The sequence below is a fragment of the Streptomyces sp. NPDC058045 genome (assembly GCF_042885635.1).
Classification (GTDB): Bacteria; Actinomycetota; Actinomycetes; order Streptomycetales; family Streptomycetaceae; genus Streptomyces.
The window spans coordinates 148739-169319 of the sequence record NZ_JBHVRR010000006.1; the positions used below are offsets into that span (position 1 = coordinate 148739).

The 20581-nt window shown below is 71.8% G+C and carries 22 protein-coding genes; 10 read left to right on the top strand and 12 right to left on the bottom strand.

Annotated elements, in window-relative coordinates:
- Positions 1–132: 132 nt before the first annotated feature.
- Together ACFVST_RS06335 and ACFVST_RS06340 are read right to left on the bottom strand one after the other, a co-directional pair.
- A complete protein-coding gene (locus ACFVST_RS06335; protein WP_390147403.1) occupies positions 133–390 on the bottom strand; it encodes a WhiB family transcriptional regulator in 258 nt (85 codons plus the stop codon).
- A gap of 324 nt (positions 391–714) precedes the next feature.
- A complete protein-coding gene (locus ACFVST_RS06340; RefSeq protein WP_390147405.1) occupies positions 715–1683 on the bottom strand; it encodes a diacylglycerol/lipid kinase family protein in 969 nt (322 codons plus the stop codon).
- Positions 1684–1800: 117 nt separating this feature from the next.
- Between ACFVST_RS06340 and ACFVST_RS06345 the strand changes: the two genes are divergently transcribed.
- Entirely contained in the window at positions 1801–2268 is a 468-nt protein-coding gene (locus ACFVST_RS06345) for a hypothetical protein (RefSeq protein ID WP_390147407.1), read from the top strand.
- 85 nt (positions 2269–2353) lie between these two features.
- Here ACFVST_RS06345 and ACFVST_RS06350 read toward each other — a convergent pair whose 3' ends face one another.
- The 3 genes from ACFVST_RS06350 to ACFVST_RS06360 form a co-directional block, all read right to left on the bottom strand.
- The gene (locus ACFVST_RS06350) at positions 2354–3577 is read right to left on the bottom strand and encodes a SigB/SigF/SigG family RNA polymerase sigma factor (RefSeq protein WP_390147409.1); all 1224 of its coding nucleotides are present in this window, start codon (positions 3575–3577) and stop codon (positions 2354–2356) included.
- Positions 3574–3996: an anti-sigma regulatory factor gene (locus tag ACFVST_RS06355; protein ID WP_390147463.1), complete on the bottom strand. Its 423-nt coding sequence runs from the start codon at positions 3994–3996 to the stop codon at positions 3574–3576. Before ACFVST_RS06355 ends, ACFVST_RS06350 begins: the two co-directional genes overlap by 4 nt.
- A gap of 254 nt (positions 3997–4250) precedes the next feature.
- A complete protein-coding gene (locus ACFVST_RS06360; protein ID WP_390147411.1) occupies positions 4251–4511 on the bottom strand; it encodes a UBP-type zinc finger domain-containing protein in 261 nt (86 codons plus the stop codon).
- A gap of 175 nt (positions 4512–4686) precedes the next feature.
- Between ACFVST_RS06360 and ACFVST_RS06365 the strand changes: the two genes are divergently transcribed.
- Positions 4687–6285, top strand: a complete 1599-nt coding sequence (locus ACFVST_RS06365) for a Na+/H+ antiporter (protein ID WP_390147413.1) — start codon at positions 4687–4689, stop codon at positions 6283–6285.
- On the opposite strand, the gene ACFVST_RS06370 is transcribed toward ACFVST_RS06365, so the two are convergent.
- On the bottom strand, positions 6264–7226 hold the full coding sequence (locus ACFVST_RS06370) for a 1-aminocyclopropane-1-carboxylate deaminase/D-cysteine desulfhydrase (RefSeq protein ID WP_390147414.1): 963 nt from the start codon (positions 7224–7226) through the stop codon (positions 6264–6266). The genes ACFVST_RS06365 and ACFVST_RS06370 overlap by 22 nt on opposite strands.
- 34 nt (positions 7227–7260) lie before the next feature.
- Positions 7261–7494, bottom strand: a complete 234-nt coding sequence (locus tag ACFVST_RS06375; RefSeq protein ID WP_390147416.1) for a hypothetical protein — start codon at positions 7492–7494, stop codon at positions 7261–7263.
- 315 nt (positions 7495–7809) lie between these two features.
- Here ACFVST_RS06375 and ACFVST_RS06380 point away from each other — a divergent pair, with 315 nt between their 5' ends.
- The 4 genes from ACFVST_RS06380 (at position 7810) to ACFVST_RS06395 (ending at position 11992) form a co-directional block, all read left to right on the top strand.
- Positions 7810–9216, top strand: coding sequence for a family 2B encapsulin nanocompartment shell protein (locus ACFVST_RS06380; RefSeq protein ID WP_390147417.1), 1407 nt, complete (start codon positions 7810–7812; stop codon positions 9214–9216).
- Positions 9217–9272: 56 nt separating this feature from the next.
- Positions 9273–10373, top strand: a complete 1101-nt coding sequence (locus ACFVST_RS06385; protein ID WP_390147465.1) for a family 2 encapsulin nanocompartment cargo protein polyprenyl transferase — start codon at positions 9273–9275, stop codon at positions 10371–10373.
- Positions 10374–10805: 432 nt separating this feature from the next.
- Entirely contained in the window at positions 10806–10955 is a 150-nt protein-coding gene (locus ACFVST_RS06390) for a hypothetical protein (protein WP_390147419.1), read from the top strand.
- Between the two features lie 341 nt (positions 10956–11296).
- Positions 11297–11992, top strand: coding sequence for a hypothetical protein (locus ACFVST_RS06395; protein ID WP_390147420.1), 696 nt, complete (start codon positions 11297–11299; stop codon positions 11990–11992).
- 122 nt (positions 11993–12114) lie between these two features.
- On the opposite strand, the gene sodN is transcribed toward ACFVST_RS06395, so the two are convergent.
- Positions 12115–12510 carry a superoxide dismutase, Ni gene (gene sodN / locus ACFVST_RS06400; protein WP_390147422.1) on the bottom strand — a complete coding sequence of 132 codons (396 nt, stop codon included), beginning with the start codon at positions 12508–12510 and terminating at the stop codon, positions 12115–12117.
- 188 nt (positions 12511–12698) lie between these two features.
- Between sodN and sodX the strand changes: the two genes are divergently transcribed.
- Positions 12699–13142: a nickel-type superoxide dismutase maturation protease gene (gene sodX / locus ACFVST_RS06405; protein WP_390147424.1), complete on the top strand. Its 444-nt coding sequence runs from the start codon at positions 12699–12701 to the stop codon at positions 13140–13142.
- On the opposite strand, the gene ACFVST_RS06410 is transcribed toward sodX, so the two are convergent.
- Positions 13034–13675 (bottom strand): CGNR zinc finger domain-containing protein, encoded by a 642-nt coding sequence (locus tag ACFVST_RS06410; protein ID WP_390147425.1) that lies wholly within the window; start codon positions 13673–13675, stop codon positions 13034–13036. The genes sodX and ACFVST_RS06410 overlap by 109 nt on opposite strands.
- Positions 13676–13790: 115 nt before the next feature.
- On the opposite strand from ACFVST_RS06410, the gene ACFVST_RS06415 reads away from it, so the two are divergent.
- Positions 13791–14579 (top strand): class I SAM-dependent methyltransferase, encoded by a 789-nt coding sequence (locus ACFVST_RS06415; protein WP_390147427.1) that lies wholly within the window; start codon positions 13791–13793, stop codon positions 14577–14579.
- A 65-nt stretch (positions 14580–14644) separates the two neighbouring features.
- Here the strand turns inward: ACFVST_RS06415 and ACFVST_RS06420 are convergent, their stop codons facing one another.
- The 3 genes from ACFVST_RS06420 to ACFVST_RS06430 all read right to left on the bottom strand — a co-directional run bounded on the left by ACFVST_RS06420 (position 14645) and on the right by ACFVST_RS06430 (position 17424).
- Positions 14645–15397, bottom strand: coding sequence for an amino acid ABC transporter ATP-binding protein (locus tag ACFVST_RS06420; protein WP_390147467.1), 753 nt, complete (start codon positions 15395–15397; stop codon positions 14645–14647).
- Positions 15398–15435: 38 nt separating this feature from the next.
- Positions 15436–16389: an amino acid ABC transporter permease gene (locus ACFVST_RS06425; protein WP_390147429.1), complete on the bottom strand. Its 954-nt coding sequence runs from the start codon at positions 16387–16389 to the stop codon at positions 15436–15438.
- A gap of 78 nt (positions 16390–16467) precedes the next feature.
- Positions 16468–17424, bottom strand: coding sequence for an ABC transporter substrate-binding protein (locus ACFVST_RS06430; RefSeq protein ID WP_390147431.1), 957 nt, complete (start codon positions 17422–17424; stop codon positions 16468–16470).
- Between the two features lie 531 nt (positions 17425–17955).
- Here ACFVST_RS06430 and ACFVST_RS06435 point away from each other — a divergent pair.
- Both ACFVST_RS06435 and ACFVST_RS06440 read left to right on the top strand, forming a co-directional pair.
- Positions 17956–19170 carry an NADP-dependent malic enzyme gene (locus ACFVST_RS06435; protein WP_390147432.1) on the top strand — a complete coding sequence of 405 codons (1215 nt, stop codon included), beginning with the start codon at positions 17956–17958 and terminating at the stop codon, positions 19168–19170.
- A 368-nt stretch (positions 19171–19538) separates the two neighbouring features.
- A complete protein-coding gene (locus ACFVST_RS06440) occupies positions 19539–20501 on the top strand; it encodes a zinc-binding dehydrogenase (protein ID WP_390147434.1) in 963 nt (320 codons plus the stop codon).
- Positions 20502–20581 lie beyond the last annotated feature (80 nt).

Below are 20581 nucleotides of genomic sequence, written 5' to 3' on the forward strand. Positions count from 1 at the left end.
TCCGGGGCTCCGGCTCATCTGGGCGGATACTGCGCGCTGCGACTCGGGGGCGGAAGATGCGTAGGTGTCGTCAACGGTTCTTGCCGTCGGGCACACGCGCCGCCTTGCCCAGGCTCGTTCGGGGTTGGGGTGTCAGGCGCTGGCCTGACGGGCCCGGTTGCGAGCAGCGCGGCGCTTCATCGCGCGGCGCTCGTCCTCGCTGAGGCCACCCCAGACGCCGGAGTCCTGACCGGACTCAAGCGCCCACTGCAGGCACTGATCCACGACGGGGCAGCGACGGCAGACGGCCTTGGCTTCCTCGATCTGCAGCAGCGCAGGACCGGTGTTGCCGATGGGGAAGAAGAGCTCGGGGTCTTCCTCGCGGCAAACGGCGTTGTGACGCCAGTCCATGGCTGCTACCTCTCTCGGTGTGTAGTGCAAGTGGTGCGAGTTGCTTGTGAATGTGAACGCTTTCACGAATCCCCCGACAAGGGAAGGCCCAGCAACCGGACGAGCCGGCGTTGGTCCTTGCAGTGAGGTGGGATTCCGGAACTCTGGGGCCGATGCTGCGGGCCGTCCTGAGCGCCACCTAGAGATTCCCAAACCTCGGCGGCGGATACAACCCCTTGAGAAAAGTTTTTTTGGATTCCTCGGTGTCGACTAGGTCACAGCCGTAATTCCATGGGGTGGACCGTGGCCTAAACGTTCGAGTGAAAGGAGTTTTGCTCCTTCTACTCACACAATCACACGCAGTGCACGGCGTACGCCTGTGAACGTCACGCTTCTACGCAGCCCCAGGTGGTCACCGTCCATCTGAAGGGGCAGCGGCACCTTGGAATGCAAGGTGAAGTCGGTGAGGTCGTGCAGCGAGACCGCGTGCCTGCCGTGCGGCCCCCGTTCCGGTGTGGAACGGAGCAGTTGAGTGCCGATCCGGGCCACCGCCGGGGTGGAGAGCCGGCGCACCCCGAGCACGTCGAGCCCGGTGTCGAAGGAGGCCTTCGGGGAGGCGTAGAGCGGGCGATTGCCCAGGTAGCTCCAGGGTGCGGTGTTGCAGACTATGGACAGCACCAGCTCCTCGATCGGGTCCTGGCCGGGCTGCTCCAGGGTAATGGTGCCGTGCCGGCGGTTCGCCTCCCCGAGGAACTGGCGCAGCACCTGCCGCACATACAGCGGATGCGTGGACCGCTTCCCCAACTCCCGCTGCTGTTCGACTCGTCCGACCACTCCGGCGTCGAATCCGAGCCCCGCGCAGAACGTGAACCAGCGGCCGGGTGCCGCCTCGTCCTCGGTGCCCGGGGTGCCGAACGCCCGGCCCAGGCCCACCGTCCGCTCGGTGTTCTGCCGCAGCGCGTCCAGCAGGGCGCCGGTCGCCTCCACCGCGTCGTTCGGCAGGCCGAGGGCGCGGGCGAAGACATTGGTGGAACCGCCGGGCACCACCGCGAGCCGGGGCAGCCGCTCCGGGTCGGGACCGTGGTGCAGCAGGCCGTTGACGACCTCGTTGACCGTGCCGTCCCCGCCGAGCGCCACCACCAGGTCGATGTCCTCGCGCTCCGCGGCCTGCCGCCCGAGGTCTCTGGCATGGCCGCGGTACCCGGTGCTCACCGCGTCCAGTTTCATCTCGCTGGCCAGAGCGTGAGTGAGGACGTCGCGGGTGCGGGCGCTGGTGGTGGTGGCTGCTGGGTTGACCACGAGGAGAGCACGCATGAGGTGCAGGGTACCCACCGGATGACATGGCCCTGCTCCCCGCCCCGGTGGCCCCGCGGCTCCGTCCGGCCGGGGCCGCGGGGCTTCGCGGAGACGGCCGGGGGCTACCCTGCTGGGGTGAGTTCCGAGCAGTCCGCGCAGCCATCCGCACCCGATACGGCGCGTCCCGGCCGGCTGACCGGCGCCGCCGCGCTGACCGCCCTGGAGGGGCTGGCGCTGCTGGTCGGCGGCGTGTTCATCCTGGTCGAGGCGTTCACCGGGGCGCCCGACAACCGGCAGCAGGCGGTGACCGGCGGGATCACGCTGATGGTGCTGGCCGCGCTGCCGCTGCTCGCCGCCCGCGGGCTGCTGGGGCGCCGCAGTTGGGCCCGCGGCCCGGCGGTCATCACCCAGATCATGGCGCTGCCGGTGGCGTGGACGCTGCTTCAGGCCGACAGCATGTTGATCCCCGGCGGGATCGTGCTGGCGGTGGTCGCGGTGACGGCCCTGGTGCTGCTGGTGAGTTCCGCCACCACCGCCGCCCTGGGCATCCGCCGCCCCGGAGATCCAGACGACGGAGATCCACACGACACCCCCCAGACCTGACGGTGCCCGGCTTTACGGTGAGGGGCTGGAGATCCCCTCACCGTATTTCCACAATTCCCCGGCCAACTCCCCTTAAGGGAAGCGGCTATTCCTCGACGAGGAGCTTCTCCCGGAGCTGGGCGAGAGTGCGGGCCAGCAGCCGGGAGACATGCATCTGCGAGATACCGACTTCCTGCGCGATCTGCGACTGCGTCATATTGCCGAAGAAACGCAGCAGCAGGATCCGCTTCTCCCGCGGCGGCAGATCCTCCAGCAGCGGCTTCAGCGACTCGCGGTACTCGACGCCCTCCAGCGCCTCGTCCTCGGCGCCGAGGGTGTCCGCCACCGCCGGGGACTCGTCGTCGGTGTCCGGTACGTCGAGGGAGAGCGTCGAGTAGGCGTTGGCCGACTCCAGGCCCTCCAGCACCTCCTCCTCGGAGATGCCCAGCTTCTCGGCCAGCTCGTGCACCGTGGGGGAGCGGCCGTGCAACTGGGACAGCTCCGCCGTCGCCGTGGTCAGCGAGAGCCGCAGCTCCTGCAACCGCCGCGGCACCCGTACCGCCCAGCCCTTGTCCCTGAAGTGCCGCTTGATCTCGCCGACGACGGTGGGCGTGGCATAGGTGGAGAACTCCACGCCGCGCTCCGGGTCGAAGCGGTCCACCGACTTGATCAGGCCGATGGTGGCGACCTGGGTCAGGTCGTCCAGCGGCTCGCCGCGGTTGCGGAAGCGCCGGGCCAGATGCTCCACCAGCGGCAGATGCATCCGCACCAGCCGGTTGCGCAGCTCGGCGTACTCCGGGGAACCGGCCGGCAGGGTGCGCAACTCCACGAAGAGGGCGCGGGCGCCGCTGCGGTCGTGGGGGTCGTGCGGCGCCGGACGACCGGTGCCGGCCGGCTCGTGCCCGGCCTCCTGCCGCGGCTCGCCGGAGCCGGCCGCGACACCGGCGACACCGGCGGGACCGGTGGTGCCCGCGGTGCCGTGCGCCGTCTCCTCGGCGTCCTGACTGACGTCTCGCCCGTGCTCGCTCATCTGTTCCGCCCTCCCCCGACTCCCGCCGGGAGGTGCCCCGGGACCGCTGTCCCGGCCGACCGGTGCCTCGCCCTCGTCCGACTCGACCGCCTCCGTCCGCGGGGACGCGGCGGATCGCCGATCGGTGCCCGCCGGCTCCGCGGCGGCGTCCGGCGCGCCCTCCTCGGGGTGCGGCCGGGCCTGCTGCTCCGGGATGCCGCTCGCCGTACGCCGCGGCCCGGTGCCGTCCGCCGAGGGTGCCCGCCGGGTGCCGCCGTCGCCCTGCCCGTCCTCCGGCACCGGCCCGTCCCCGTTCGTCACGCCGGCCCGGGTCCCGCGCCGCGCTGCTTGTAGAGGCTGATGGCGACGGTGTTGTCGTCGTCGACCGTGGATTCGACCTTGCCCGCGAGGGCCGAGAGCACCGTCCAGGCGAAGGTGTCCCGCTCCGGGGCGCGGCCGTCGGTGGTCGGCGCCGACACCGTCACCTCAAGGGACTCCGCGTCCGGGGTTCCGAGGCGGAAGACGCAGCTCAGTACGGAGCCCGGCACCGCCTGCTGGAGCAGGATGGCGCAGGCCTCGTCCACGGCGATGCGCAGGTCCTCGATCTCGTCGAGGGTGAAGTCCAAACGCGCCGCGAGACCGGCCGTGGCCGTCCGCAGCACCGACAGGTAGGCACCCGCAGCCGGCAGGCGGACTTCCACGAAGTCCTGCGTCCCGGGCTCGCCCGCGATCTCGGACACCCTCACCTCCAAGGTGGTACACGCTCGGCCCGAGGGAGTCCCCCGGGGAACACGACAGGTGGTTCAGCGGTGACGCTATCGCGCTCCCGGGTCCCGTGTCGCACGGCCCCCGACCCTCGCCGTCACACATGGTAAACCCACGGGTACGCACCGTGGCAGGGGTCGGGGCGCCCCGGTCGGAGAGCGCGCCGCCGGGGTGACGTACCCAGGTGGGGAAGGTGTGAACCGTCGAACACCCGGGCCCCGCGCGGGAGTCAGACCAGTACGTCGTCCACGAAGCACCAGCGCCAGTCCTCGCCGGGCTCGAAGGAACGCATCACCGGGTGCCCCGTCGCGCGGAAGTGGGCCGTGGCGTGACGCAGCGGAGAGGAGTCGCAGCAGCCGACATGGCCGCAGCTCAGGCAGAGCCGCAACTGCACCGGCTCGGTGCCCGCCGCGCGGCACTCCGGGCAGGTCCGGTCGAGCGGGGCCGGCTCGGGGTCCGGCAGCGCCGGGACATGTGCGCACTTCTTCATGTGCCGCCTCCTTGGCGTGGGTCGACCGCCAACACCCGGGCGGGCGCCGCGGTCCCGGACAACGCCTGAAGGCCAAGGTTACGATGCCTGACCTGCGAAGGGCCGGGCCCGCAGGCAGACGGCGGCACCGCTCGCCGCCCCCGGCGGCGGAGGCGGCGAGGAGACGGGGGCTGGTATGGAGGCGTTGCCGCTGCTGCTGCTCGTCGCGGGCAGTACGACCGTGGCCGGGCTGGCCCGCCGCACCCCCGTACCGGCGCCGCTGCTGCTGGTCACGGTGGGGCTGCTGGTCTCCTATCTGCCGGGGGTGCCGGAGTACCGGCTGGCCCCGGGGGTGGTGCTGCCGCTGCTGCTGCCGCCTCTGCTGTACACCGCCGCGGCCGACAGCTCCTATCTGGGACTCCGCGCCCATCTGCGGCCGGTGGCACTGCTCTCCGTCGGCTATGTGCTCTTCGCGACGTTCGCCGTGGGCTGGGCCGCGTATCTGCTGGTGCCGGATCTGCCGCTGACCTCGGCGCTGGTGCTGGGGGCGGTGGTGGCGCCGCCGGACGCGGTGGCGGCGACGGCGGTGGCGCGGCGGATCGGGCTGCCGTCCCGGATCACCACCATCCTCCAGGGCGAGTCCCTGGTGAACGACGCCACCGCGATCACCGCGTACAAGGTGGCGCTGGCCGCGGCCGTCGGGGAGGGCGCGAGCTGGGGGGCCGGTATCGGGGAGTTCCTGCTCGCCGCCTTCGGGGGGATCGGTGTCGGGCTGGTGCTGATGGTGCCGCTGCACTGGCTGCGCACCCACCTCACCGAGGCGCTGCTGCAGAACACCCTCTCCCTGCTCATCCCCTTCGTCGCGTACGGCGTCGCCGAGGAGCTGGGCGCCTCCGGGGTGCTGGCCGTGGTGGTCGTCGCCCTCTACCTCGGGCACCGCGCCTGGCAGGTCGACTTCGCCACCCGGCTCCAGGAGGACGCCGTGTGGCGGATGGTCGCCTTCATCCTGGAGACCGCCGTCTTCGCCCTCATCGGCCTCCAACTCCCCGTAGTACTCCGCGGATTGGGCCCGTACGCCGGGAGCACCGCGGCCTGGTACGCGGTGGCCGTCTTCCTGGCGGTGGTCGCCGCCCGCTTCGTCTGGGTGTTCCCGGCGACCTTCCTGCCGCGGTGGCTGTCCGCCCGGATCAGGGAGCGGGAACCGGACCCGGGGTGGCGAGGGCCGGTCATCATCGGCTGGGCCGGGATGCGCGGTGTGGTGTCCCTCGCCATCGCCTTCTCCATCCCGCTCACCGTGCACGGCGGCGGCGCCTTCCCGGGGCGGAACCTGGTGCTCTTCCTCACCTTCAGCACCGTCATCGGCACCCTGGTGGTGCAGGGCCTCACGCTGCCCTCGCTGATCCGGTGGCTGCGGCTGCCCGCCCCCGACGTCCGCCGCGAGACCCTCCAGGAGGCGCAGGCCCAGGCACAGGCCTCACGCGCCGCCGAACAGCGCCTGGAGGAACTGCTCGCCGACGAGCGCAACTCCCTGCCCGGACCCCTCGCGGAACGCCTGCGCACCGTACTGGAACGGCGCCGCAACGCGGTCTGGGAGCGGCTCGGCGCCGTCAATCCGGCCACCGGCGAGACCGCCGACGACACCTACCGCCGACTGGCCCGCGCCATGATCGGGGCCGAACGCGAGGTCTTCGTACGACTGCGGGACGGCCGGTACATCGACGACGAGATGCTGCGCACCCTGCTCCGCCGGCTCGACCTGGAGGAGGCGGCGGCCTACCGCGAGGCGGCGGACTGAGCGGCGCCCGCACCGGTGGTGGGCGGGGGGAACGGGGCGCCGCTGACGACCGCGGCCAGTCTGGTGCCCGGCGGGAAGGCGCCCTCCGCGGCCAGTGCGACCAGGCCGGCCAGCAGCTTGGCCACGTAGAGCCGCTCCACCGGCAGACCGTGCCGCTCCTCGAAGTCCTCGGCGAAAGCGTCCAGTTGGGGCCCGGTACGGCCGTAGCCGCCGCCGTGGAAGCGGTGGTCCAGGCTCCAACTGCCGCGCGGCCCGCCGAAAGCCGCCCGCTGCAACTCCCGTACCTCGCCGTCCAGGAAGCCGCCGCGCAGCACGGGTATGCCGAGGGCGCGGGCGCCGGGGCCGAGACCGGCGGCGAGACCGGCCAGGGTGCCGCCGGTGCCGCAGGCCACCGCGGCCACCTCGGCCCGGCCGGACAGCTCCTCGCCCAGCGTGCGGCAGCCCGCCACCGCCGCCGCGTTGCTCCCGCCTTCCGGCACCACATACGCGCCCTCGGCGCCGGCCGCCCGGCACAGCGCGGCCAGCACCGCGGGCTCCCGCTTGCGGCGGTACTCGGAGCGGGCCGCGAAGTGCAGCCGCATACCGTCGGCGGCGCAGCGTGCCAGCGACGGGTTGAGCGGCCGGCCGGCCAGCTCCTCGCCGCGCACCACACCGACCGTGGGCAGCCCCAGCAGCCGCCCGGCGGCCGCGGTGGCCCGCAGATGGTTGGAGTAGGCGCCGCCGAAGGTGAGCAGCGTACGGCCCTCGGCGCGGGCCAGATTCGGGGCGAGTTTGCGCCACTTGTTGCCCACCAGATCCGGGTGGATCAGGTCGTCCCGCTTCAGCAGCAGCCGCACCCCGTACCGCTCGAAGCGCTCGTCCCGGACCGGCTGGAGCGGGGAGGGCAGGCGGGGGCGCAGCCCGGCGGGCACGGGCGGGTCGGTGCGGCTCACCCGTGCCATTGTGCCCGCGGGCGTGGTGGGTGCGGTGGGCCGGTCAGGAGTTGAGGAAGCCGGATCCGTGGGCGGCGATGTGGCTCTCCAGGGCGCTCAGCGCGGAGGCGGTGGCCTCCGGGGTGCCGCTGCCGCTGCGCTCCGCGTAGTAGGCGGCGCCCAGCTTCTTCAGCAGTTCGTTCCCGGCGCGCTGGGCCTGCACGTCGTCCAGCTTCTGCTTGCCCTGCTCAAGGCCTTGCCGCGCCTGCTCCTTGGCGCGGTCGAGGAAGCCTGTCATCGGTCTCTCCAATGGTGAGGTGCGGGAGGTGGCGGTCGGTGACCGGCCGGTACCAGGTGTAACGGACGGGCCCGGTGCCGGGTTCCTCCCCGGGACTGACGAGTAGCCCGGGCAGGGGGCGGCCGAAACGCGAAAGCCGCCTCGGTGGCCGAATTCCGCGCCCGCGGCCGGAACCCGCCGCTGCCGGACGCCTCGCGTCCGCGATGCCCCGCCAACCCCCCGTTCATTCCCCCTCATTTGTGTAATGGCGATGCGACGTTCCGCGGTGGAAGGGTGGTCCCCGCAGGTCAGTGCATGATCGGGAGGGAACATCACATGTCGGTAGGCGAAGAGATCCGTACGGAAGAGCCGAAGCCCCAGCAGAGTCTCGGCACTTCGGCCGCACGGAATCTGGCCACCACCACCAAGTCCGCACCGCAGATGCAGGAGATCAGCTCCCGCTGGCTGCTGCGGATGCTGCCCTGGGTCAACGTCCAGGGCGGCACCTACCGCGTCAACCGCCGCCTCAGCTACTCGGTGGGCGACGGACGGGTCACCTTCGTGAAGACCGGGGACCGTGTCCAGGTCATCCCCGCGGAGCTGGGCGAGCTGCCCGTGCTGCGCGGCTACGAGGACCAGGAGGTGCTCCAGGACCTCGCCCAGCGGTGCGAGCAGCGGGAGTTCGAGCCGGGGCAGGTGCTGGCGTCGTTCGGCAGCCGCGCAGACGAGGCCTATCTGCTGGCGCACGGCCGGGTGGAGAAGGTCGGCCCCGGGCCCTACGGCGGCGACGCGGTCCTCGGGGTCCTCGCCGACGGCTCCTACTTCGGCGAGCAGGCCCTGCTCGACGCGGAGGCCATGTGGGAGTACACCGCGCGGGCCGCGACCGCCTGCACCGTACTGGTGCTGCCCCGGCGGGAGTTGGAGCAGATCGCGGAGCGGGCCGAGTCCCTGGACGCGCATCTGCGGCAGTTGCGCACCGTGCCCCAGCAGCGCACCAACAAGTACGGCGAGAAGCAGATCGACCTCTCCGCCGGCCATGTCGGCGAGGCCGAGGTGCCCGGCACCTTCGTCGACTACGAGGCGGCGCCGCGCGAGTACGAGCTGAGCGTGGCGCAGACCGTGCTGCGGGTGCACAGCCGGGTCGCCGACCTCTACAACCAGCCGATGAACCAGACCGAGCACCAGTTGCGGCTCACCGTGGAGGCACTCAAGGAGCGGCAGGAGCACGAGCTGGTCAACAACCGCGAGTTCGGCCTGCTGCACAACTGCGAGTACGACCAGCGGATCCAGCCGCACGACGGGGCGCCGGGCCCCGACGACCTGGACGAGCTGCTCAGCCGGCGCCGCGGCTCCAAGCTCTTCCTGGCGCACCCGAAGGCCATCGCCGCCTTCGGCCGGGAGTGCAACCGGCGGGGCCTGGTCCCGGAGAGCGTCGACATCGCGGGCAACCGCATCCCCACCTGGCGCGGTGTGCCGCTCTTCCCCTGCAACAAGATCCCGGTCAGCGACGCCCGCACCACCTCCATCATCTGTATGCGTACCGGTGAGGCGGAGCAGGGCGTGGTCGGGCTCCAGCAGGCCGGCATCCCGGACGAGATCGAGCCGAGCCTGTCGGTGCGCTTCATGGGCATCAGCGAGCAGGCGATCATCTCGTACCTGGTGACGACGTACTACTCGGCCGCGGTGCTGGTGCCGGACGCGCTGGGCGTGCTGGAGAACGTCGAGATCGGGCGCTGGCAGTGAGCGGCCCGCATACCGGGACCGCGGCCCCGCCGCCCCCCGACACCGCGCCGGGTCCGATACAGGGAGCCGTGCCGGTCGGGGAGGGCGGTGCGGGCGGGGCGGTCCCGGAGCAGGCGGAGGTGCTGCTCGGGGCGGCCCGTGCCCGGGTCGACCCGGAGCTGCGCCGGGCGATCGGCTCGCTGCCCGCGGCGATGCGGCGGGTGGCCCGGCACCACTTCGGCTGGAGCGATGGCCAGGACGCCGTCCCGGTACCGCGCCGCCCGGCGGGACCTCCGCCGGGCGCCCCGCCCGGGCGGGCCGGTAAGGCGGTGCGGCCGGCCCTGGTGCTGGCCGCGACGGAGGCCCTCGGCGGCCGCCCGGAGACCGCCGTACGGGCCGCCGCGGCAGTGGAGTTGACGCACAACTTCACCCTGCTCCACGACGACGTCATGGACCGCGACACCACCCGCAGGCACCGGCCCACCGCCTGGACGGTGTTCGGTGACGCGGACGCGATCCTCGCCGGGGACGCCCTCCAGGCCCTGGCGCAGCGGCTGCTGGCCGACGACCCGCATCCGGCGGGCCCGGCCGCCGTGGCCCAACTGGCGCACTGCGTGGTCGAGTTGTGCGAGGGCCAGCAGGCGGACACCGCACTGGAGCGGCGCGCTCCGGCCGAGGTGACACTGGACGAGTGCCTGGCCATGGCCGAGGCGAAGACCGGCGCCCTGCTGGGCTGCGCCTGCGCCCTCGGCGCGCGCTACGCCGGGGCCGGTCCCGGCGCGGTGGCCGCGATGGACGCCTTCGGCCGGGAGGCAGGGCTCGCCTTCCAGTTGATCGACGACATCATCGGCATCTGGGGCGACCCGGCCCGCACCGGGAAGGCGGCCGGGGCGGATCTCCTCGCGCGGAAGAAGTCGCTGCCGGTGGTGGCCGCGCTGACCTCCGGTACGGCGGCCGGCGCGGAGCTGGCAGTGCTCTACGCGCGGCCACCGGGCGAGGGCGAGTTGCCGGCGCTGGTCTCCGCGGTGGAGCGGGCCGGCGGGCGGGACTGGGCGCAGGCGCAGGCCGCGGACCGGATGTCGCGCGCCGTACAGGACCTCTCCCGCGCCGTCCCCGAACCGGGCGCCGCGGAGGGCCTGTTGGCCCTGGCGGAGTTCGTCACCCGGCGCTCCGCCTGACGGCGGCGCGCCGGTCGAAGAGGAGCGGTCCCGGGCACCTCCCCCCCGCCCGGGACCGCTCCGGCCTGTCCGGCGGCGGCCCGCGCGGGAGCGGCTGCCGGCCGCCGCGGCCCGCCGCTTCTACGCGGACGGAGCGGCGGCCACCGGAATCGACGCCCTCACTGTCGAGGCCGGGGTCGCCGTGGGCACCGTGGTCTCCCTCGGCACCGCCCCGCTCGCCTCCGCCCTGATCGAGCGGGCCGTGGACCGGCGCCGGCTGACCCGCCGCTGGACCTGCGCCGCCTCCCTCGGACTGCTCGGCACCGTACTGCTGTGTGTGGCGGAGGCCGGTGGCGGGGCGGGCGGCGGACGTCTGGGGGCCGTGGCGCGGTCTGCGCCGGGTGCTCGCCGGGCACGCGGCCGCGCTGACCGCCGGTTGCCCTCGGCGGCACGGTGGTCGGCACCCTCGGCATCTCCCACGTCCCCGCAGCCGCCACGGCCCTGCTGGCCCTCTCCTTCCTGCTCGCCCCGAGGACACCGCCGAAGCCCCGGGAGTCCGCCCAACAGCCGTGCGCCCAGGGCGACTTGACCCCGCGTCCGTAGCCAGCCGGACCGTACCTGGGCGGGAGAGGTGAAGCTCCGTCAACGACGATGCAGGCGGCGCCCCCCGCTGCGTATCCTCACGGGCGACAGCGGAAGACCGCACCGGGGGACGGGGGACGCCGATGAGCGGCGGCGCGGGGCAGGGGCCGTGGGGACCTTACGGAGGACCGCAGCCGGGCGGCGGCCAACCGGGCTGGCCACCGGGTCAACCAGGCTTCCCACCAGGGCAACATGGCTGGCCGCCGGGCCAACCGGGCTGGCCGCCGCCCGGTCCGCCGCGGCGCCCCTCCCCGATCCGGCGGTTCTTCGGCCTGTTCAATCCGATCGGGGTCGGCCGCCGGGTGTTCAAGCCCTCGCGGCCCGGCCTGGTGCAGGACCCCGCCGTACGGAAGATGCAGATCCTGCGCACCGTGCTCGGCCTGTTCGCGGTGGTGTGGATCATGTTCACCTACCAGGTCGTGGCGGACACCGATGCGCTGGTGAACGACCGCACGGACCAGTTCGAGCTGTCGATGAACGTGATGGCGGGGACCTTCCCCGTCGTGGTGGGCATCTTCATCGCGGCGTCCCGCCCGCCCAACCGGCGGCTCTATCTGAAGCGGGCACTGAAACCGTTCGGTTCCCTGCTGGCCCTGTTCGGCACGGTCGTCGGCGTCCTGCTGCTCGCCGCCAGCCCCCTCGTCGACGGCAAGGCCCCCACCGAACCCTCCCCCCGCGCCTACGCCGTACTCGCCCTGCTCCTCTTCCTCTGCCTCTGGGTCCTCCCGTTCCTGCTCTACGGCTTCGCGATGAGCCTGCTGTACGTCTTCCGCACCGCCGACGTCCACGAGGTGCTCTCGCCGATCCTGGTCATCATCCTGGCCTGGGAAGTCGGCCTGGTGGACCTGTTCTCGGACGACTACGACCATGTGTCCCTCGCCGTACGCGCCGCCCTGGTCCTGGGCGGCCCGGTCTCGGTCACCGCGGTGAGCCTCTGGGAACTGCGCCGCCTGCGCACCCGCCACGGCCTCACCCTCCGCGGCGCCCTGCTCCGCTGACCCGCGGCCCGGAACGAGAACCACACCCGTCCCCACATGCCGCCGGGTGGGGCGGCGCGAGGGAACGGGTGCGGGGAGGACCGGGTGACCGGGTGGGTCGCGGTCGGTGGGAGCAGAGGGGATCAGCCCTTCTTGGTCTCCCAGAAAATCTTGTCGACCTGGGCGATGTAGTCCAGCGCCTTCTGGCCGGTGGCCGGGTCGGTGGAGCCCTTGGCGGCCGAGAGGGCCTTGAGGGTGTCGTTGACCAGCTGGTGCAGCTCCGGGTACTTCTCGAAGTGCGGGGCCTTGAAGTAGTCGCTCCACAGCACCGAGACATGGTGCTTGGCCAGCTCGGCGCGCTGCTCCTTGATGACAATGGCGCGAGCCTGGAAGTGCGGGTCGTCGTTGGCGGCCATCTTCTCCTGGACGGCCTTCACCGATTCCGCCTCGATGCGGGCCTGGGCGGGGTCGTAGACGCCGCAGGGCAGGTCGCAGTGGGCGCTGACCGTCACCTTGCGGGCAAACAGGCGGGAGAGCATCTGGCTGTCCTTCCTCGTGATCGTCTTCTCAGGTGGGAGATTACTCCGTGGCGCACGCCTTTTCGCGGGTGCCCCCGAGGGCTTAGGACAAAAGTCCGGGCGAGACCTGGCCGGGTGGCCGGCGGCCCGGGACGCTTCGGCCGAGGGCCGGGCGGGTCGGCGCCGGGTTCGTACATGGAGGGTTTTTGATGCCGCAGATGGCCGAAGGGCGGGAGGCCCGGGCGCTGTTCGGGATCGCCGAGGTCGAGGGACCGTCGATGGTGCCCACGCTCTACCAGGGCGACCGGCTGCTGATCCGCTACGGCGGGCGGGTGCGGCCGGGGCACATCGTGGTGCTGCGGCATCCGCTCCAGCAGAACCTGCTGATCGTGAAGCGCGCCGCCGAACTCCGCGACGGCGGCTGGTGGGTGCTGGCGGACAACCCCGGCGCGGGCGCGGACAGTACCGAGTACGGCGTGGTGGCCGAGGAGTTGGTGCTGGGGCGGGCGCTGGCCCGGTACCGGCCGCGGCGGACGGCGCGCGCTCAGCGTCCGGGGCTGGGGGCGGCGCTGGCCTCGGTGGTCTGGGCGCTGTCCGCGCTGCGGCCGGTACCGGCGGACCGGTCCGCCGCCAGCCGTTTCCGGGCGCGGTAGGCGGCGACGTTGGCGCGGGTGGCGCACCGGTCCGAGCAGTAGCGGCGGGACCGGTTGGTGGAGGTGTCCAGATAGGCGTTGCGGCAGGGGGCGGCCTGGCAGAGGCCGAGCCGGTCGGCGCCGTGCGAGGTCAGATGGAAGGCGAGGCCCATCGCGGCGATCGCGGCGTATCCGGCGGTGGCGTTGGACGGGTGGTCGGCGAGGTGCATGTGCCAGCGGGGGTGGCCCTCGTCGTCCAGGTGGTCGTGCCCGGAGATCTGCGGGCTGACGGGGAACTCCAGCAGCAGGGAGTTGAGCAGGTCCACCGCGAGCCGCGGGTCGTCGCCGTCGGCGGCCTCGAAGACGGCGCGGAGCCGGGCGCGTACCGAGCGGAAGCGGGTGACGTCGGCGTCGGTGGCGCGGCGGGCGGCGGAGTGGTTGGCGCCGAACAGCTCCCGTACCGCGTCGACGGTGGTGAGGCGGTCGGTGCCGCGGTCCGGCTCCTCGCTGTTCACCAGGCGTACGGCATAGTCCGAGTAAGAGGCCAGTTCCACTTGTAGTCCTTACGTGGCGCGGTTATCGTCGGCAGGGAGCGAGTAACGGCTGCGTTTGCTTCGAGGGTATTACTCAGGCGCGGGTGGCGGCGCGACACCAGGGAAAGAGGTTTTCATGACCGAGACGACCGGCACGACCGATCGGGCCGGGCAGGCCGCGGGCTCCGACTGGCAGGCCTGGCAGGCGAGTTGGGACCGGCAGCAGGAGTGGTACATGCCGGACCGCGAGGAGCGGTTCCGGGTGATGCTCGACATGGTGGAGGCCGTCGTGGGCCGCGAGCCGCGCGTCCTCGACCTGGCCTGCGGCACCGGCACCATCACCGCCCGGCTGCTTGACCGCTTCCCCGGCGCCACCAGCACCGGCGTCGACCTCGACCCGGCGCTCCTCGCCATCGCCCGCGGCACCTTCGCCGGCGACGAGCGGGTCCGCTTCGTCACCGCCGACCTCAAGGACCCGCAGTGGACCGGCCTGCTGCCGGACGGCCGCTACGACGCGGTGCTCACCTCCACCGCCCTGCACTGGATGCACAGCGAACCGCTCACCGCCCTCTACCGGCAGCTCGCAGGCCTGGTCCGGGACGGCGGCGTCCTCATGAACGCCGACCACATGCCCGACACCACCACGCCCCGGATCAACGCCGCCGAGCGCGCCCACCGGCACGCCGCGATGGACCGCGCCAAGGCGTCCGGCGCCCTGGACTGGGCCGACTGGTGGGCGCTGGCCGCCGCGGACCCGGTACTCGCCGAGCCCACCGCCCGCCGGTTCGAGATCTACGGCGAGCACGCCGACGGCGACACCCCGCCGGTCGACTGGCACACCCGGACCCTGCGGGAGGCCGGATTCGCCGAGGCCCGCGCGGTGTGGCGCTCACCGTCGGACGCGCTGGTACTGGCCCTGAAGTAGCCGGGCAGAGCGGAGGGGCGGCCCCGGCCACCGGCCGGAACCGCCCCCGCGGTGCGAGAGGACCGTTACAGCACCTTCGACAGGAAGGACCGGGTCCGCTCGTGCTGGGGGTCGGTCAGCACATCGCGCGGCAGGCCCGACTCCACGACGACCCCGGCGTCCATGAAGACCAGCGAGTCGCCCACCTCGCGGGCGAAGCCCATCTCATGGGTGACCACGATCATCGTCATGCCCGACTCGGCCAGGTCCCGCATCACGTCCAGCACATCGCCGACCAGCTCCGGGTCGAGCGCGGAGGTCGGCTCGTCGAAGAGCATCAGCTTGGGATCCATGGCCAGGGCGCGGGCGATGGCCACCCGCTGCTGCTGGCCGCCGGAGAGCTGGGACGGGTAGGTCCGCGCCTTGTCGGCGAGGCCCACCCGCTCCAGCAGCGCCCCGGCCCGCTCCCGGGCCGCGGCCCTGCCGGCGCCCTTGACCTGGACCGGCGCCTCCATGACGTTCTCCAGCGCGGTCATGTGCGGGAAGAGGTTGAAGCGCTGAAAGACCATGCCGATCTCGCGGCGCTGCCGGGCCACCTCGCGGTCCCGCAGCTCGTACAGCTTGTCGCCCTGCTGCCGGTAGCCGACCAGCTCGCCGTCGACGTAGAGGCGGCCGGCGTTGATCTTCTCCAGGTGGTTGATGCAGCGCAGGAAGGTGGACTTGCCGGAGCCGGAGGGGCCGATCAGGCAGAACACCTCGCCGGTCTTCACCTCCAGGTCGATGCCCTTGAGGACCTGCACACTGCCGAACGACTTGTGCACGCCCTCGGACCTGACCATCGCGGCGCGGGTGCCGCCCTGCTGCTCGGCCGGAATGGTCATGCCAGGCCTCCCTTGGGTCGGCCCAGGGACGCCAGGTTCGCCTTGACCTTCTGGAACGGTGTCGGCGGCAGGCTGCGGCTGGAGCCGCGGGCGTAGTGCCGCTCGATGTAGTACTGCCCGACGCTCAGGACCGAGGTCATGATCAGATACCAGGCGGCCGCCAGGAAGAGCATCTCCACCGGGGCGCCGGACGTCTGCCCGATGTCCTGGGCATAGCGCAGCAGTTCGTAGTACTGCACCGCGGAGACCAGCGAGGTCGTCTTCAGCATGTTGATGACCTCGTTGCCGGTGGGCGGCACGATCACGCGCATCGCCTGCGGAACGATGATCCGGCGCAGCGTCCTGCCGTGGCTCATGCCCAGCGCGTGCGAGGCCTCCGTCTGCCCCTCGTCGACCGAGAGCAGACCGGCACGGCAGATCTCCGCCATGTACGCGGCCTCGTTCAGCCCGAGACCGAGCAGCGCCGTCAGGAACGGCGTCATAAAGCTGGACCAGTAGTCCTTGTAGAGCGGCAGCAGGTCGATGTACTCGAAGACCAGGCCCAGGTTGAACCAGACGAAGAGCTGGACCAGGACCGGGGTGCCGCGGAAGAACCAGATGTAGAACCAGGCGATGGACGAGGTCACCGGATTCCTGGACAGCCGCATCACGGCCAGCAGGATGCCTCCGACCACACCGATCACCATGGACAGCACGGTCAGCAGCAGGGTCTGCCCGACGCCCTTGAGGATGCGGTGGTCGAAGAAGTAGTCGGGTACCGCGCCCCAGTTGATCTTGCCCTGGGAGAAGGCGTACACGATGGAGACGAGGACGGCGATGGCGACCACGGCGACGAGGTAACGCCCGTAGTGGCGCACCGGGACCGCCCGAATCGTCTCGGGGGTGGGGGGTGCGGCCGGCGGCGGGAGGTCTGTGGGACCGCCGCCGGTCTTGTGGATGTCAGCGGACAAGGTTGATGCCTTTCGATGGCCCGGCGGACGGCGGGTACGCCGCCCCCGCGGCCTGACTGGATGCCGTCAACTCCGGGATCACTGGCCGCCGTTGACGGTGGACTTGCTGACGGCCCCGGCCGACACACCCCACTTGAGCAGGATCTTGGTGTACTCGCCGTTCTTGATCACGGCGTCCAGGGCGGCCTTGATCGCGTCCCGCAGCTTGGTGTTGCCCTTGGCCACGGCGATGCCGTACGGCGCCGCCTCCACCTGCTTGCCGACCATCTCGAAGTCCTTGCCGCCGCCGGAGGTCTTCGCGGCCCACGCGGCGACCGGGAAGTCGGAGGAGCCGGCCTCGGCGCCGCCGGAGCGGAGCCGGGTCTGCGCCTGCTGGTCGTTGTCGAAGGCCTCGATGGACAGCTTCTTGCCGGCCGGGCACTTCTTCGCCTGCGCCTTCGCCAGATTGTGGGAGACGGTGCCGCGCTGTACCACGATCTTCTTCCCGCACAGGTCGGCCCAGGACTCGATGCCCTGGGTCTTGCCCTTGGGGGTGTAGATCGAGACGCCGGCGTTGAAGTAGTCCACGAAGTCGACGCCCTCGCCGACCTTCTTGCCGGTGTCCGAGTCGATGCCGTTCTGGCGGTCCTTGGTGTCCGTCATCGCCGACATCGCCAGGTCGTAGCGCTTGGAGCGGAGGCCGGTGATGAGGGTGTCGAAGGTGCCGTTCTCGAACTCGAAGGTCACCCCGAGCTTCTTCCCCATCGCGGCGGCCAGATCCGGGTCGATACCGGAGGTCTTGCCGGACTTGTCCTTGAACTCGACGGGCGGGTAGGCGATGTCGGAACCGACCTTGATGGTGCCCTTGTCGCGGATCTCCTTGGGGAGCAGATCGGCGAGCGGCGCCGCGGCGCTCTGGTTGTCGCTGCTGCCGGACTCGTCCTTGGTCTGGTCGCCGCAGCCGGTCAGCAGCAGGGTGCCGGCGACCGCGAGCGCTCCGAACGCGGCAAGCCTGGACTTCGCGGCGGTCGGGCGGGGGGTGATGCCTGCGGTCATGGTCTGGTTCCTCCGGCTGGGATTCGGAAGTTGCCGACGGCCGGGGGCACCGCTTCGGATGCCGCGGCCATGAGTGGTTACGGCATCTTGCCATTCGGATTACTCCATACAGCGGGCTGACTATGTCAAAATCGGATAACGGGTAACCCCCGAACCACGACAGGCCGGTACAGCCCGTACAGAAGGCCGGACCTTCTACGGGACGCCGTCCCGGCAGCCGGAGAATCTCCGGCGGAACCGCGCCGCAGGACTGCGGCGTCTGTGGCGGTGGCCGACCGGCACATCCGCTCCGCGGACACCGCCGGGAGTCAGGCTATGAACCCTGTCTGCGATGAGGTATGGACTCGTCCCAGGCATGGTCCGTCCGGTATGAAGGTTCCCCACACCCCTCATCCGGGGCCCAGGGCGCGTGTGCGGCGCGCCCGTCGCGCGCGTGCCCGTTCCACTCTGGACCCGGCCGTGCGCGGTGCCCGCCCACCCCTCAACCAGGAGTGGTCACCCTCAACCTTTACGAATTAAGGGGTCTTAGAAGTGGCAGCGGAGATCGTCAATCCCCGTAGCGACGCCGGTACCGACCACGGGGACGGCGAGGAGCCGTTCGACGCGGCGTTCGCTCTCCATCGCGGCGGCAAGCTGGCCGTCCACGCGACCGTTCCGGTCAAGGACGCGGACGACCTGTCCCTCGCCTACACACCGGGCGTGGCCAAGGTGTGCAGCGCCATCGCGGAGCAGCCCGAGCTGGTCCACGACTACACCTGGAAGTCCCAGGTGGTGGCCGTGGTCACGGACGGTACCGCGGTGCTCGGCCTCGGCGACATCGGGCCCGAGGCCTCCCTCCCGGTGATGGAGGGCAAGGCCATCCTCTTCAAGCAGTTCGGCGGGGTGGACGCGGTCCCGCTCGCCCTCGGCACCACCGACACCGACGAGATCGTGGAGACCGTCGTCCGGCTCGCGCCCTCCTTCGGAGGGGTCAACCTGGAGGACATCGCGGCACCCCGGTGCTTCGAGATCGAGGCGCGACTCCAGGAGCGTCTGGACATCCCGGTCTTCCACGACGACCAGCACGGCACGGCGATCGTCACGCTCGCCGCGCTGCGCAACGCCGCCCGGCTCACCGGCCGGGCCCTCGGGGATCTGCGTGCGGTGATCTCCGGGGCGGGCGCGGCGGGTGTCGCCATCGCCAAGTTCCTGCTGGAGGCCGGTATCGGCGATGTGGCGGTCACCGACCGCAAGGGCATCGTCAGCAGCGACCGGGACGATCTCACGCCGGTCAAGCGGGAGTTGGCCGGGATCACCAACAAGGCGGGGCTCACCGGCTCCCTGGAGTCGGCGCTGGCCGGGGCGGACGTCTTCATCGGCGTCTCCGGCGGCACCGTGCCCGAGCCGGCGGTGGCCTCGATGGCGCAGGGCGCCTTCGTCTTCGCCATGGCCAACCCGACCCCGGAGGTCCACCCGGAGATCGCCCACAAGTACGCGGCCGTGGTCGCCACCGGCCGCTCCGACTACCCGAACCAGATCAACAATGTGCTGGCCTTCCCCGGGATCTTCGCCGGTGCGCTCCAGGTGCGGGCCTCCCGTATCACCGAGGGCATGAAGATCGCGGCCGCCGAGGCGCTGGCCGATGTGGTCGGTGACGAGCTGTCCGCGGAGTATGTGATCCCCTCGCCGTTCGACGAGCGGGTGGCCCCCGCCGTGACGGCCGCGGTCGCCGCGGCGGCCCGCGCGGAGGGCGTCGCCCGCCGCTGACCCGGCATAGCGCCTGTCCGGCGGATCTTCGTGGGCCCACGACTCCCCAGTCCGGCCGGGAGGTGCCCCCAGGCACGTGCTCTCGCCGCACGCCCGAATCACCCAAGTACGTCCAGTACGAGGGCGACCCGGGCGCACGTCGAGAGCACGCACCATGGGGGCACCTCTCAGCCGCCAGGCTGGGGGAGCCGCGGGCTGCTCCACGAGGATCCGCCGGACAGGCTCTAGCGCACACACCGTCAGATCGGAAGGCCGGTCCCCGCTCCCCGGGGGTCGGCCTTCCGGTTGTCCGTGGGGCCGTGGCGCTGCGACGGGACTCACGGCGGTGGGTGGTTCCCCGGTCCCGGGGCCGGGCCTAGGGTCAGGGCATGTTCGCTGCCTACGCCGCCCGAATCGACCGTGACCAGCCGCTGAACGGCCTTGAGTTGGGGGAGCGCCCGGCCCCCGAGGCACGTCCCGGCTGGACGACCGTCAATGTCAGAGCCGCCTCGCTGAACCACCATGACCTGTGGTCGCTGCGCGGGGTCGGCATCACCGAGGAGCGGTTGCCGATGATTCTCGGCTGTGACGCCGCCGGGGTCGACCAGGACGGCAACGAGGTCGTCCTGCACTCCGTCATCGGCCAGAGCGGTCACGGAGTCGGCCCCACCGAGCCCCGTTCCATCCTGACCGAGCGCTATCAGGGCACCTTCGCCGAGCAGGTGACGGTGCCCACCTGGAACGTACTGCCCAAGCCCGCCGCGCTCAGCTTCACCGAGGCCGCCTGCCTCCCCACCGCCTGGCTCACCGCGTACCGGATGCTGTTCACCAACGCCGGTGTGCGGCCCGGCGATTCGGTACTGGTGCAGGGGGCGGGCGGGGGAGTCGCCACCGCCGCCATCGTCCTCGGCAAGGCTGCCGGACTGCGGGTCTTCGCCACCAGCCGGGACGAGGCTAAGCGGAAGCGGGCAGTGGAACTCGGCGCGGTGGAGGCCGTGGAGACCGGTGCCCGGCTGCCGCAGCGGGTGGACGCGGTGATCGAGACCGTGGGTGCCGCCACCTGGTCGCACTCCATCAAGTCGCTGCGTCCCGGCGGCACTCTGGTCATCTCCGGTGCCACCAGCGGCGACCGCCCCTCGCACGCGGAGCTGACCCGCGTCTTCTTCCTGGAGCTGAGGATTGTCGGCTCCACCATGGGGACCAAGGACGAGCTGGAGGACCTGCTCTCGTTCTGCGCGGCCACCGGGGTGCGGCCGGTGATCGACGAGACGCTGCCGCTCGACCGGGCCCGGGAGGGCTTTGAACTCATGGAGTCCGGCGGCCAGTTCGGCAAGATCGTACTCACCGTCTGATCCCCCGCCCGACTTCCTGGGACGGTGCTCCACCTCTCTCATGTCAACTCGGGTTGACGTGAGAGAGATGTCAACGTACA

Excerpts from the sequence above, each read along its gene's own strand:
- ACFVST_RS06340 (WP_390147405.1), bottom strand. The coding sequence starts at position 1,683 with ATGCGTGCTCTCCTCGTGGTCAACCCAGCAGCCACCACCACCAGCGCC.
- ACFVST_RS06335 (WP_390147403.1), bottom strand. The coding sequence starts at position 390 with ATGGACTGGCGTCACAACGCCGTTTGCCGCGAGGAAGACCCCGAGCTC.
- sodX (WP_390147424.1), top strand. The coding sequence starts at position 12,699 with ATGCCGCAGATGGCCGAAGGGCGGGAGGCCCGGGCGCTGTTCGGGATC.
- sodN (WP_390147422.1), bottom strand. The coding sequence starts at position 12,510 with ATGCTCTCCCGCCTGTTTGCCCGCAAGGTGACGGTCAGCGCCCACTGC.
- ACFVST_RS06440 (WP_390147434.1), top strand. The coding sequence starts at position 19,539 with ATGTTCGCTGCCTACGCCGCCCGAATCGACCGTGACCAGCCGCTGAAC.
- ACFVST_RS06360 (WP_390147411.1), bottom strand. The coding sequence starts at position 4,511 with ATGAAGAAGTGCGCACATGTCCCGGCGCTGCCGGACCCCGAGCCGGCC.
- ACFVST_RS06380 (WP_390147417.1), top strand. The coding sequence starts at position 7,810 with ATGTCGGTAGGCGAAGAGATCCGTACGGAAGAGCCGAAGCCCCAGCAG.
- ACFVST_RS06415 (WP_390147427.1), top strand. The coding sequence starts at position 13,791 with ATGACCGAGACGACCGGCACGACCGATCGGGCCGGGCAGGCCGCGGGC.
- ACFVST_RS06370 (WP_390147414.1), bottom strand. The coding sequence starts at position 7,226 with ATGGCACGGGTGAGCCGCACCGACCCGCCCGTGCCCGCCGGGCTGCGC.
- ACFVST_RS06375 (WP_390147416.1), bottom strand. The coding sequence starts at position 7,494 with ATGACAGGCTTCCTCGACCGCGCCAAGGAGCAGGCGCGGCAAGGCCTT.
- ACFVST_RS06420 (WP_390147467.1), bottom strand. The coding sequence starts at position 15,397 with ATGGTCAGGTCCGAGGGCGTGCACAAGTCGTTCGGCAGTGTGCAGGTC.
- ACFVST_RS06430 (WP_390147431.1), bottom strand. The coding sequence starts at position 17,424 with ATGACCGCAGGCATCACCCCCCGCCCGACCGCCGCGAAGTCCAGGCTT.
- ACFVST_RS06365 (WP_390147413.1), top strand. The coding sequence starts at position 4,687 with ATGGAGGCGTTGCCGCTGCTGCTGCTCGTCGCGGGCAGTACGACCGTG.